Here is a 12,587-nt window from a genome sequence, read left to right as displayed (position 1 = left end):
GCTTTGCCGGGATTCTCTGGCGGCTCTGCGGCATATTGTCTATGGGGACCCCAAGCGGCTGTATGCCTTCCGGCTGGGGGAGGGGCCCCTGGGCCGCCTGACGGCGGCGGCGGAAGCCTTCCTCTACGCCCAGCTGGAGCGGGGCTTCGGAACGCTGGACTTTTACAAAAGCATGATATGAGACGGATTCCTTCCGGCCCCGCTGCCCTGGAGCGGGGAGCTTTGCGCCGGAAGGGAGCGAANNNGGATTNCCTNGACAGGAGGAATTTCTATGAGCGAGCTGTTTGAAAAATCCCTCCGCACCCTGGAGCTGCCCCGGGTGCTGCAACTGCTGTCCGGCGCGGCCGTCAGCGCCGAGGCCAAGGAGCGGGCTCTCCGGGTCTCCCCGGAGACGGAAGCGGAGGAGGTCCTGCGCCTCCTGGACCAGACCGACGCCGCCCGGCAGATGATCGGCCGGCGGGGGGCCCCCTCCTTCTCCGGCGTGAAGCCGGTGGGAGAGGCCCTGGACCGGGCGGACCGGGGGGGCAGCCTGAACACCCGGGAGCTGCTGCGGATCGCGGACCTGCTCACCGCCGCCCGGCGGGCCAAGGAGTACTTGAATGACGACGCGGCGGAAAAAACCGCCATCGACCACCTGTTTCTCTCCCTCCACGGTAACCGCTTCCTGGAGGACAAGATCAAGCGCTGCATTCCCGACGAGGACACCATCGCCGACGCGGCTTCCCCGGAGCTGGCGGACATCCGCCGCCACATGCGGGCCGCCCAGGCCAAAAGCCGCCAGATTCTCCAGCGGATCATCTCCTCCCCCAGCTATGCCAAGGTGCTTCAGGAGACCATCATCACCCAGCGGGACGGGCGTTTCGTGGTCCCCGTGAAGGCGGAGCAGAAGGGGAACCTCCCCGGCCTGGTCCACGACATCTCCTCTTCCGGAGCCACAGTATTCGTGGAGCCCATGGGGGTGGTCCAGGCCAACAACGAGTACGTGGAACTGGAGGCCAAGGAGCAGAAGGAGATTGAGCGCATCCTGGCGGAGCTCTCCGCCGAGGCCGCCGCCCACCGGGAGGATATCCAGTGGGATTATGACACCCTGGTCCACCTGGATTTGATCTTTGCCCGGGGAGAGCTCAGCTATAAGATGGACGGCGTGCGGCCGGAGATCCGCCGGGACGGGGCCATTCACCTGCGGAAGGCCCGGCACCCCCTGCTGGACCCCAAGACGGCGGTGCCCATCGATTTAGAGCTGGGGGAGGCCTTTGACACCCTGGTGATCACCGGCCCCAACACCGGCGGNAAGACCGTGTCCNTGAAAACCCTGGGCCTCTTGACCCTCATGACCCAGTGCGGCCTCCACATTCCGGCGGCGGACCGCAGCGCCGTGGCGGTCTACGACCGGGTGCTGGCGGACATTGGCGACGAGCAGAGCATTGAGCAGAGCCTGTCCACCTTCTCCGCCCACATGACCAACATTGTGGGGATTCTAAAGGAGGCGGACGGGAAGAGCCTCATCCTCTTCGACGAGCTGGGGGCGGGCACGGACCCGGTGGAGGGCGCGGCCCTGGCCATCGCCGTTATCCAGCACGTCCGCTNCNCCGGGGCGAAAATCGCCGCTACCACCCACTACGCGGAGCTGAAAACCTTTGCCATGACCACCGCCGGGGTGGAGAACGCCTCCTGCGAGTTCAACGTGGAGACCCTGAGCCCCACCTACCGGCTCCTCATCGGCATCCCCGGCAAGTCCAACGCCTTCGCCATCTCCCGGCGGCTGGGGCTTCCCGAGGAGGTCATTGAAGCCGCCCAGACCCAAATGAGCGGGGACAGCGTCCGGTTTGAGGACGTGCTGACCCAGCTGGAGGCCAAGCGCCAGGCCCTGGAAAAGCGGGACGCGGAGTCGGACNGCCTCTTCCGCCAGCGGGAGGAGGACGCCCGCAAGGCCCGGGAATTCCGGGAGCAGATGGAGCGGGCCAAGGAAAACGCCCGGAGCCGGGGCGAGGCGGAGGCCAAGCGCATCCTCCGGGACGCGAAAGCGGCGGCGGACCAGACGTTCAACGAGCTGGCGGAGCTCCGGCGGCGGCAGGCCGCGGCGGATTCCGCCCAGAACATCAACGACGCCCAAGCCGCCATCCGGGCGGGGCTCCACCAGGCGGAGGACCGCCTCCGCTTGGAGAAGGACCGCCCCGAGCCCATCCCCAAGCCCAGCCGCCCCATTCAAAAGGGCGACCTGGTGGAGTTCCCCGGCGTGCGCCAGCCCGCCGAGGTGATTTCCGTGGGGAAGGACGGCACCCTGCAATTGAAGGCGGGGGTGCTGAAAATGAAAGCCAAGGCGGAGGAGGTCCGGCTGATCGAGGACGACGAGCGCGCCGCCCGGAAGCCCAAGACCTCCGTCCGCTCCGGGGGGACCCGGACCCTCCGGGCCGCCGCCAGCCGGGAGCTGGACATCCGGGGGATGGAAACTCTGGAGGCGGAGAGCGTGGTGGAGGGCTTTTTGTCCGCCGCCGTCATGGGCAAGCTGGAAACCGTCACCATCATCCACGGCAAGGGCACCGGGGCCCTCCGCAAGGCCGTCCACGACATTCTCCGCCGGAGCAAGGCGGTGAAGAGCTTCCGCCTGGGGGTCTATGGCGAGGGTGAGAGCGGGGTTACGGTGGTGACGATGAGGTGAGTTTCATAAAGTAGCTATATAATCAAAAGTCTGCAAGGGTCCACCTGAAATAGGTGGACCCTTGAAAAATTTTCCGTCACATTGTTGCAAAGTCAACCAATATTTGCTATACTGTTTCTACAATATCACAATAGAGGTGGTTGTTATGCAAAAATTGGAAAAACAATTTCATATTGCCTGTACCGCCGGCGACATCGGCCGCTACTGCATTCTCCCCGGCGATCCCGGCCGGGTCCCCGCCATTGCCGCCTACTTTGACGACGCGAAGCAGGTGGCCTATAACCGGGAGTACAACGTCTGGACCGGCACGCTGCTGGGGGAGAAGGTGACGGCCTGCTCCACCGGCATCGGCGGGCCCTCCGCCTCCATCGCCATGGAGGAGCTCCACAAGTGCGGCGCGGACACCTTCATCCGCACAGGCACCTGCGGCGGCATCGACGTAAACGTCCAGTCCGGGGACATCGTGNTGGCCACCGGCGCCGTCCGGTTTGAGCACACCAGCCTGGAATACGCCCCCCTGGAGTTCCCCGCCGTGGCGGACTTCGGCATCGTGGACTGCCTGGTTCGGGCCACTAAGGCCCTGGGCTATCCCCTCCACACCGGCATCGTCCAGTGCAAGGACAGCTTCTACGGCCAGCACGACCCCGCCGCCTCCCCGGTGTACTACGAGCTCCAGCAGAAGTGGGAGAGCTGGAAGCGCCTGGGGGTGAAGGCCAGCGAGATGGAAAGCGCCGCTCTCTTCGTGGTGGCCGCCGCCCTGGGCTGCCGCTGCGGCAGTTGCTTCCATGTGGTCTGGAACCAGGAGCGGGAGGCCGCGGGCCTGGACCAGAAGATGAGCGAGGACACCTCTACCTCCGTCCGGGTGGCGGTGGAGGCGCTGAAGCTCCAGATCGAGGCGGACCGGGCCGCGAAAAAGTAAAAAGTAAGAAGAACCTCTTATATTTCCCAAAATCCGGCCGATATTCCGAAAAAAAGGGAATCGAGGCAGGGGCGTTTCCATTGAACGGATTCAAAGACGGGGCGCTCAAAACCCAATGAATCTGTGAAATGGAGGAAAAACCATGATTCAAGCGACAAGCAGACAGAGCATCCCCAAAGAGTGGATGGACCCCATCGGCCCGAACGTGGGCTACGCCAAGCCGGAATTCCGGGAGCAGGTGCTGGAGATGGCGAAAAAGGGGAGCGCGGCGCACTTCGACCGTCTAAGGGACCGGCTGGAAAACGGAGTAATCAAGACCCCGCTGACGGCGGAGCAGAAGCAGTACCTGAAGGAGAATTTCGACCTGAAAAATATGAGCTGGGAGGACTACCAGTCCCTCATCGGCAAGCTCTGCGAGTTTGGCGTTTTGGACCAGGAGGACAAGGATTTCCTCCATTGCGGGTTCAGCGGCCTGGAAATGACTCCTGTCGATCTCTCCGGGCCCACCTGCACCGCCAGCCTTTATACGGCCCCCGTCAGGGACCCCTGGTCCTTTGATTCCTGGAAGGGCGACGTTCTGGGCTGGATGAAATTCCTCTCCAGCTTCCAGAGCTGGGATTCGGACAGCCAATCCTGGCGGAAGACCGATGAGGCCCGCCTGTTCGGGAAGGTCCGGGACCTCCTGGACGCGATCGCCTGACGGGCTTTCAAACCAATCGAAAGGGAGGCTGGNCGATGATTTCAGCGGCAAACGCCTTTGGCTNTGGAGGGCCGAGAGCCCTTCGCGCTCCGTCCTATACCGGAATGGGACACCAGGCCCNTCTGTCGGGCTTCATGGAGNCNTTCCGCAAAGTCCAGGCCAAGTCCTGCAAGCAGGAAGTGGAGGAGCTCAAACGGGCCGGACTGTCGGATAAGCTGNCCGGGAAGGAAGACGCCCGGCGGGGCGAAGACGAAAAATTACTTTCTAAAAGCATATAAAAAAGGTGGACCGNCGCCCGGCGGTCCACCTNTTTTCTGCCTTGAGGCCTTACTGGATGCCCAGCACCTTGTAGTCCTGGTCCTCCACGGCCTTCTTCAAAGCCTCGTCGGTGAGGGCCCCGGAGAGGGTCACCACCGCCGTGCCGCTTTCATGGCTGACGTTGGCGGCGCTGACCTCCGGCAGGGCCTCCAGGGCCTTCTTAACCCGGGCCTCGCAGTGCCCGCACATCNTGCCCTCGATCTTCATGGTCTTTTCCATAGTCGTTACCTCCTCGGAATGTTTGGAATGTTTGGATTTTAAGGGTTTATCTTTTCTCGCGTCCCGCAGGTNGANNAGGTTCAGCCGCAGGGCGTTGGAAACCACGCAGAAGCTGGAGAGGCTCATGGCCGCCGCGCCGAACATGGGGTTCAGCGTCAGCCCGAAGGGGATGAAGAGCCCCGCCGCGAGAGGAATGCCGATGGTGTTGTAGAAGAAAGCCCAGAACAGGTTCTCATGGATGTTCCACAGGGTGGCCCGGCTGAGCCGGATGTCGGCGGGCACGTCCAAGAGGCGGCTTTTCATCAGCACCACGTCCGCCGCGTCAATCGCCACGTCCGCCCCCGNGCCGATGGCGACGCCGGTGTCCGCCCGGGTCAGGGCCGGGGCGTCGTTGATGCCGTCCCCTACCATGGCCACCCGGCCCTGTTCTTTGAGCGTTCGGATAACGCTCTCCTTGCCGTCGGGCAGGACCCCGGCAATGACCTCGTCCACCCCGGCCTGTTTCCCGATGGCCTGGGCGGTGCGCTGGTTGTCGCCGGTGAGCATCACCACCCGGATGCCCATGTTCTGGAGCTCCTTCACCGCCTGGGGACTGTCCTCCTTGATAACGTCCGCCACGGCGATGACGCCCAGCAGCGCCCCGTTTTGGCTGAAAAACAGCGGGGTCTTGCCCTGGCCCGCCAGGGCCTCGGCCTTGGACTGAAGGTCCTGGGGGACCGCGGCCTGGGTGCTGATAAAGCTGAGATTGCCGCCGCTGAGGGCCGCGCCGTTCAGCCGGGCGGTGAGGCCGTTCCCCGGCAGGGCCTGGAAGTCCGTGACCTCCTCCGCCGGGATTTGCTCCTCCTCCGCTCTTTGCAAGATGGCCTTCGCCAAGGGATGCTCGCTCTTTTGCTCCAGGGCGCGGGCCAGCCGGAGCAGTTCCGTTTCCGTAAGTCCNTGGACCGGGAGAATGTCCGTTACCTTGGGCTCTCCCTGGGTGNTGNNGCCGGTTTTNTCCAGGGCCACGATCTCCGTCCGGCCCGCGGCCTCCAGAGAGGCGGCGGTTTTAAAGAGGATGCCGTTTTTCGCCCCCATGCCGTTGCCCACCATGATGGCCACGGGAGTTGCCAGCCCCAGGGCGCAGGGGCAGGAGATCACCAGCACGGAGATACCCCTTGCCAGGGCGAAGCCGACGGTCTGCCCCAGCAGCAGCCACACCAAGGTGGTCGCCAGGGCCACGCCAATGACCGCCGGGACAAAGACGCCGGAAACCCTGTCGGCAATTTTGGCGATGGGAGCCTTGGTTGCCGCCGCGTCGCTGACCATCTGGATGATCTGGGAGAGGGTGGTGTCCTCTCCCACCCGGGTGGCCCGGCACTTGAGGAAGCCGGACTGGTTCACCGTGGCGGCGGACACGCCGTCCCCCGGAGCCTTGTCCACGGGGATGCTCTCCCCGGTGAGGGCGGACTCGTTGACGGCGCTGGAGCCCTCCACCACCACCCCGTCCACCGGNATGTTTTCGCCGNGGCGGACCANGNAGANATCGTCCTTTTGGACCTGCTCGATGGGGACGGTGATTTCGTTCCCGTCCCGTTCCAGCACGGCGGTCTTGGGGGCCAGCTTCATGAGGCTTTTCAGCGCGTCGGTGGTCTTCCCCTTGGAGCGGGCCTCCAGCATCTTGCCCACGGTGATGAGGGCCAGGATCGTGGCGGCGGACTCGAAGTAGAACTCCATCATGTAGTCCATCACCGCGCCCATGTCCCCCCGGACCTGGGNGTCCGTCATGGCGAAGAGGGCATAGGTGCTGTNAACAAAGGCCGCCGAGGCCCCCAGGGCCACCAGGGTGTCCATATTCGGGGCCCGGTGCCAGAGGCTCTTGAAGCCGCTGACGAAGAATTTCTGGTTGATGACCATGACGGCCACCGTCAGAAGAAGCTGGATCAGGCCCATGGCAATGTGGTTTCCATGGAGGAACTNGGGGACGGGCCAATTCCACATCATATGGCCCATGGAGAAGTACATAAGCACCGCCAGNAAAATCAGGGAGGACCNCAGCNGCTTTTTCAGCAGGGGGGTCTCATGGTCCGCCAGAGCCTCCTCGGGATTGGCGGCGGGTCCGGCGGAGGCGGCTTTTGCCCCGCCCTTTTGGGACGCGCCGTAGCCCGCGCTCTCCACGGCGGCGATGACCTCGGCGGCGGAGGCGCTGCCCTCCACGCCCATGGAGTTGGTCAAGAGGCTGACGGAGCAGGCCGTGACCCCCGGCACCTTGCCCACGGCCTTTTCCACCCGGGCGGNGCANGCGGCGCAGCTCATGCCGGTGACGTTATACTGTTCCATATGCAGGACCTCCTATTTTGAATATAATTTATAAAAGTCNTNTCATCAGCNTCTGGAGGGTGTCCAGCAGCTCCTCCACCGTTTCGTCCTTTCCCTCTCGGATGTCCCGGGTGACGCAGGTGCGGATATGCTCGCTGAGCAGCTCCTTGGAAAAGGCGTTCAGCGCCGCGTTGGCGGCGGCTACCTGGGCCAGGATATCGGGGCAGTAGGCGCTGCGCTCCACCATGCCCCGGATGCCCCGGATCTGGCCCTCCACCCGGTTCAGGCGATTCACCAGCCGCTTGACCTCCTCTTCGGAGCGCTCCTTGGTCTTGTGGCAGTCGCAGGTTTCCATAGCGGACGCCTCCTTTGTTAAGATACCCCCTAGGGGTATTCTCATCATATACCCCCCAGGGGTATTTGTCAAGCCCTCATTTAAAAAGAAAACCCGGCACAGGGAGTTTTCCCCATGCCGGGCTTTTGTATGAGCGCGGTCAATCCTGATGAACGACGGTTCCGGGACCCTTGAAAATACTGTCCGGCGGGACGGTCCCCCGGACGGAGGACAGGGGATAGACCCTGGAGGCCCGGCCGATGATGGTCCCGGGGTTCAGCACGCTGTTGCAGCCCACCTCCACATGGTCCCCCAGGATGGCCCCGAACTTCTTCCGGCCCGTTTCCAGGCGTTCTTCCCCGTTTCGGACCACCACCAGGGTTTTGTCGGACTTGANGTTGGAGGTGATGGACCCCGCGCCCATGTGGCTCTTGAAGCCCAGGATGGAGTCCCCCACGTAGTTATAATGAGGGGTCTGCACGCCGTCAAAGAGGATGACGTTTTTCAGCTCCACGGAGTTGCCCACCACGCAGCCCGCCCCCACCAGGGCGGAACCCCGGATGAAGGCACAGTGCCGGACCTCCGTCTCCGGGCCAATGACGCAGGGCGCGCCCAGGAAGGCCGTGGGAGCGGCAGAGACGGTTTTGTGAACCCAGACGTGAGGGGACCGCTCCTCGTATTCCGCCGGGTCCAGGGCGGGGCCAAGCCGCAAAATCAGCTCCTTGATGCCGTCCAGAGCCTCCCAGGGGTATTGGAATTGGGCCAGGTAGTCCCCCGCCAGGGTGTGGGAGAGGTCCAGCAGGGCCGTGATCGTCAGATCCATAAAACGCGCCTCCTGTTTTCGCCGCCAAAAGGGCGGCGGTCTGGCGTTATTATATACCAGTTCTCCAGGAGTTGCAAGGGGAAGTCAGGCCGCCGGCAGCTCCTCCAGGGAGGCGAAGCGGTAGCCCATGTCCTCCCANNTGGTGNGGAGCTCGTCCAGGATGTCCGCGTTGGTCTTGGACGTGGAGTGCAAAAGCACGATGGCCCCGTCGTGGATGCGGGGGAGAAGCTTGGCGTAGGCCTGTTCCGCCGTGGGCTGGTTGTCCACGTACCAGNCCACATAGGCCANGCTCCAGAACACCGTCTTGTAGCCCAGGGCCTGGGCCTGCTTGAGATNTTCCTCACTGTACTTCCCCTGGGGCGGACGGTAGAAATGGGGAAGNGCTTTCCCGGTAGTCTCCTGGTAGAGGTCCGCCAGGCTGTCCAGCTCCTTCTGAAAGGCCGCCTGGTCCGAAATGGCGGACATGTCCGGGTGGTGGAAGGTGTGGTTGCCCACGATGTGGCCCTCCTCCGCCATGCGGCGGATGATGTCCGGGGCGGTTTCGATCATGTTGCCCACCACGAAGAAGGCCGCCGGGGCGTTGTGCTTTTTCAGCGCGTCCAGGATCTGTTCCGTATAGCCGTTCTCATAGCCGCAGTCAAAGGTCAGGTAGATCACCTTCTGAGACGTGTCCCCCAGGAACCAGGCGTTGTACCGGGCCAGATCCTCCGCGCTGGCGTTGCCCACGGGGGACTGGCCCTCGTTGGGAAAGGAGAGGCCCCAGTTGTCGGCGGAGGCCGGAATGACGGCGGGGGCGGCGGCGGGGAGGGATTTTCCCTGGAGATAGAGCATCCCCGCCAGGAAGAGAAGGGGGAGCATGAGCAAACATAGGTTTCGCATACGCTGGAGCATAGGCACCTCCGGTTTTTGAAATGTTGTCACCATTCAGCATGTCCGGGGGCGGGCGGATTATCGGTTGAAAAAGCTGGCGAAAGATGTTATATTTGGGGTGTCGAAAATTTTCGCTTTAAGGAGGACGGTATGGCAAAGCGGAGAGGCAAAACGAAGCAGCAGCTCACCCCCAAGCAGATGGCGGCGCTGCTGGTTTTGTGCGTGATCGCGGCGGCGGTCCAGTGGTACCTGCGGCCGGAGACGGTGTCTTTGGAGGACATCCCGGAGTGGAGCGGCGCGGCCTATGTGGAGCTGGAGGACAACCAGCCGGGCTTCACCAAGGAGGAGATGACCCTGGAGGCCTTTGAGGATTACAGCGAGCTGGACTACCTGGGCCGCTGCGGCGTGGCTTACGCCAACATCNGCCCGGAGCTGATGCCCACGGAGGAGCGGGAGGCCATCGGGAATGTGAAGCCCACGGGCTGGGTTTCCGCCAAGTACGACTGCGTGGACGGGAAGTACCTCTACAACCGCTGCCACCTCATCGGCTTCCAGCTGGCGGGGGAAAACGCCAACGAAAAAAATCTCATCACCGGCACCCGGTATCTGAATGTCACCGGGATGCTGCCCTTTNAAAACGACGTGGCGGACTATGTTCAGCGGACGGACAACCATGTGCTCTACCGGGTGACGCCGGTGTTTGTGGGGACGGAGCTGGTGGCCCGGGGGGTGCAGATGGAGGCCTATTCNGTGGAGGACGCCGGGGACGGCGTGTGCTTCAACATCTTCGCCTACAACGTTCAGCCCGGGGTGGTTATCGACTACGCCACCGGGGAGAGCCGGCTGGAGGAGGACGCGGCATGAAGCTGTGGGAGCAGTTTGACCGGATCGTGGTCTTCGACACGGAGACTACCGGCCTTGATTACCGCCGGGACCGCATCATCGAAATCGGCGCGGTTTCGCTGGAGGACGGGGTGGAAACCGGGGGCATGGACCTCTTTATCCGCCTGCCGGAGGGGCGGCGGCTGGACCCCTTCATCGTGAATCTCACCGGCATCACCGAGGAGCGGCTGGAAACCGAGGGCGTGGGGGACGAAGAAGCCGCCCGGGCCTTCGCGGACCTTCTGGAGGGGGCGGAGCGGCCTTTGGTAGCGGCCTACAACGCTCAGTTTGATTTGAATTTCCTGTTCCGCCTGCTCCAGCCCTGGGGGCTGGGGGCGGCGCTGAAAAAGCCCCGGTTTTTGGACGCGCTGACGGTGTATAAGGACCGGCGGGACTACCCCCACAAGCTGGAAAACGCCATTGCCGCCTACGGCCTGGAGGACAAGGCGGTGAACAGCCACCGGGCCATTGACGACGCCCGGGCGGCGGCGCTGGCGCTGGAGGCCATGGCGGCGGAGCGGGACGACCTGGAGCGGTACGTGGACCTCTTCGGCGCCCATCCCAAGTATGGGGTCTCGGGACGGCGGATTTCCTCCGTCACCTACCGGGCCCAGCCCTATGAGCGGGTACGGCCGCTGTATGAGCTGGCGTAAGGGCGGCAAAAAACNGCCCGGCGCTTGACGCCGCCGGACCGCTGTGGCATACGCTTGCAAAAGACAGGTGGGCACCTGCCGGCAGTCAGGCTTTCAGCCTGGCTGTCTATTTTTTAGGAGGGATTGCCCATGGTTTCCTATATCTGGCNCATTGCCCCAATTGCCGCNNCCAACGAGGCCTATCAGGTGTGCGCGAAGTCTGCTCCGGAGGCTATAAACCCGTCGGCGGTGCCGGCCTCCCGCCGGTAAGCCTCCGCCTCCCGGACGGTATGGGCNAGGTAGCGCATGGCCTCCACCGGGTGCTTCCCCACGGCGGTTTCCCCGGTGANCATGACGGAGGCCNCGCCGTCCAGCACGGCGTTGAAAATGTCGCTGACCTCCGCCCGGGTGGGGACGGGATTCTGCTCCATGGAGGCCAGCATCTGCGTCACCACCATGAAGGGCCGCCCCGCCTCCCGGCAGGCGGCGGCGATGCGCTTTTGCAGGGCAGGGAGCTTCCAAAGGGGGCCGGAATTCCCCAGGTCCCCCCGGGCGACGACGATTTCGTCTGCGGCGGGGATCAGCTCCGCCAGCTTCTCCACGCCTTCCAGNTTCTCGACTTTGGCAAAGAGGCGGATGCCCTCTCCCCCGGCGGCGTTCAAGACCTCCCGGACGGCCTCCAGATCCTCCCGGCCCCGGACAAAGGGCTGCATGACCCCGGTGACGCCGTAGTCCTTTGCCAGNTAGAGATTCTCCCGGTCGCTGTCCGTCATGGCGGGGAGATGAACATCCACGCCGGGAAGGGCGGCGCTTTTCCGGCTTTGCAGCACGCCGCCCCGCTCCACCCGGGCCAGGGCCCCATCCGGCAGGAGCTCCGCCACCCGCAGGAGCAGCTTCCCGTCGTCCAGCAGCACCGGCTGTCCGGGGGTTAAGCGCGGCAGGACGGCGGCGGGCAAGGGGNCATCCCTTCCCAGGCGGNCAGNGGTTCCCTCCGCCAGCTCCAGGGGGGCNGGAAGCGCGCCCACCCGGAGCTCCGGGCCCTGCATGTCGATGAGGAGCTGGGGCGTGACGCCGCGGCTCCGGGCGGCGGCGTGGAGGTGTTCGATCTGCTCCGCCGCGCGGTCAAGGCCCGCGTGGGAGAGGTTCAGCCGCACGCCGGTCATCCCGGCCTGAAAGAGGGCCGCCAGCGTTTTGGTATCGGAGCAGGCGGGGCCCAGGGTGCCGTAGATTTGAACCATGGTCGCCGCCTCCCCTCAGCGGAAGAGGGCCGCCAGGCTCTCGGTGTAGGGGGGGCGGCAGATGCCCTGCTCCGTGACGATGCCGGAANTCAGGGTGTGGTCCGTCACGTCAAAAGAGGGATTGTAGCACGCGACGCCCGGCAGGGCCATGGGCTTGTCGTACCAGAGGGTCTTAATCTCCTCCGGGTNCCGGAGCTAAATGGGAATGTGGTCNCCGTCGGGGCAGCTTAAGTCAATGGTGCTNNTGGGGCCCAGGACGTAGACGGGGATGCCGTAGTGCTTTGCCAGAATGGCCACGCCGCTGGTGCCGATTTTGTTGGCCGTGTCCCCGTTGGCGGCGATCCGGTCGCAGCCCACAAAGCAGGTCTGGACCCAGCCGTTTTTCATGACCATGGAGGCCATGTTGTCGCAGATCAGCGTTATGTCCACCCCGGCCCGGTGGAGCTCGTAGCTGGTGAGCCGGGCCCCCTGGAGCAGGGGCCGGGTTTCGTCGGCAAAGACGCGGATATGGATGCCCCGCTCCGCCGCCAGGAAAAAGGGCCCCTGGGCGGTGCCGTAGCGGGAGGTGGCCAGAGGCCCGGCGTTGCAGTGGGTGAGGACGCCGTCCCCCTCCTTTAAGAGGCTCAGGCCGTGCTCGGAGATGGCCCGGCATTTGGCGATGTCGTCCTGGTGAATCTCCACCGCCCTTTGGTACAGGG

The 12,587-nt window shown here is 64.2% G+C and carries 10 protein-coding genes and 2 pseudogenes; 6 read left to right on the top strand and 6 right to left on the bottom strand.

What is annotated here, in order from left to right:
• From JX325_RS07425 to JX325_RS07410, 4 genes and pseudogenes are all read left to right on the top strand, one after another.
• Positions 1-181, top strand: a pseudogene (locus JX325_RS07425) (DNA repair protein RecO); the annotation flags it as partial.
• Positions 182-271: 90 nt separating this feature from the next.
• Positions 272-2,659 (top strand): endonuclease MutS2, encoded by a 2,388-nt coding sequence (locus JX325_RS07420; protein ID WP_204790514.1) that lies wholly within the window; start codon positions 272-274, stop codon positions 2,657-2,659.
• Positions 2,660-2,804: 145 nt separating this feature from the next.
• Complete coding sequence (gene udp / locus JX325_RS07415) at positions 2,805-3,578, top strand: uridine phosphorylase (protein WP_204790513.1); 774 nt, start codon at positions 2,805-2,807, stop codon at positions 3,576-3,578.
• Between the two features lie 142 nt (positions 3,579-3,720).
• Positions 3,721-4,278 (top strand): hypothetical protein, encoded by a 558-nt coding sequence (locus JX325_RS07410; RefSeq protein WP_204790512.1) that lies wholly within the window; start codon positions 3,721-3,723, stop codon positions 4,276-4,278.
• Positions 4,279-4,605: 327 nt separating this feature from the next.
• On the opposite strand, the gene JX325_RS07405 is transcribed toward JX325_RS07410, so the two are convergent.
• The 4 genes from JX325_RS07405 to JX325_RS07390 all read right to left on the bottom strand — a co-directional run bounded on the left by JX325_RS07405 (position 4,606) and on the right by JX325_RS07390 (position 9,158).
• Positions 4,606-7,131, bottom strand: coding sequence for a heavy metal translocating P-type ATPase (locus tag JX325_RS07405; RefSeq protein WP_204790511.1), 2,526 nt, complete (start codon positions 7,129-7,131; stop codon positions 4,606-4,608).
• Positions 7,132-7,159: 28 nt separating this feature from the next.
• Positions 7,160-7,465, bottom strand: a complete 306-nt coding sequence (locus JX325_RS07400) for a metal-sensing transcriptional repressor (protein ID WP_204790510.1) — start codon at positions 7,463-7,465, stop codon at positions 7,160-7,162.
• A 139-nt stretch (positions 7,466-7,604) separates the two neighbouring features.
• Positions 7,605-8,267, bottom strand: coding sequence for a UDP-N-acetylglucosamine pyrophosphorylase (locus tag JX325_RS07395; protein ID WP_204790509.1), 663 nt, complete (start codon positions 8,265-8,267; stop codon positions 7,605-7,607).
• Between the two features lie 84 nt (positions 8,268-8,351).
• Positions 8,352-9,158, bottom strand: coding sequence for a polysaccharide deacetylase family protein (locus tag JX325_RS07390; protein WP_204790508.1), 807 nt, complete (start codon positions 9,156-9,158; stop codon positions 8,352-8,354).
• 129 nt (positions 9,159-9,287) lie between these two features.
• Here JX325_RS07390 and JX325_RS07385 point away from each other — a divergent pair, with 129 nt between their 5' ends.
• Both JX325_RS07385 and JX325_RS07380 read left to right on the top strand, forming a co-directional pair.
• A complete protein-coding gene (locus JX325_RS07385) occupies positions 9,288-10,001 on the top strand; it encodes a DNA/RNA non-specific endonuclease (protein WP_204790507.1) in 714 nt (237 codons plus the stop codon).
• Positions 9,998-10,672 carry a PolC-type DNA polymerase III gene (locus JX325_RS07380; protein WP_204790506.1) on the top strand — a complete coding sequence of 225 codons (675 nt, stop codon included), beginning with the start codon at positions 9,998-10,000 and terminating at the stop codon, positions 10,670-10,672. The genes JX325_RS07385 and JX325_RS07380 overlap by 4 nt, the downstream gene beginning before the upstream one ends.
• A 182-nt stretch (positions 10,673-10,854) precedes the next feature.
• On the opposite strand, the gene JX325_RS07375 is transcribed toward JX325_RS07380, so the two are convergent.
• Both JX325_RS07375 and JX325_RS07370 read right to left on the bottom strand, forming a co-directional pair.
• The gene (locus JX325_RS07375; protein ID WP_204790505.1) at positions 10,855-11,889 is read right to left on the bottom strand and encodes a pyruvate kinase; all 1,035 of its coding nucleotides are present in this window, start codon (positions 11,887-11,889) and stop codon (positions 10,855-10,857) included.
• Between the two features lie 15 nt (positions 11,890-11,904).
• Positions 11,905-12,587: pseudogene (locus JX325_RS07370) on the bottom strand (S-methyl-5-thioribose-1-phosphate isomerase); the annotation flags it as partial.

The sequence above is a fragment of the Oscillibacter sp. CU971 genome (genome assembly GCF_905219725.1).
GTDB lineage: Bacteria > Bacillota > Clostridia > Oscillospirales > Oscillospiraceae > Oscillibacter.
This window is presented reverse-complemented; position numbering and strand designations above follow the sequence as displayed.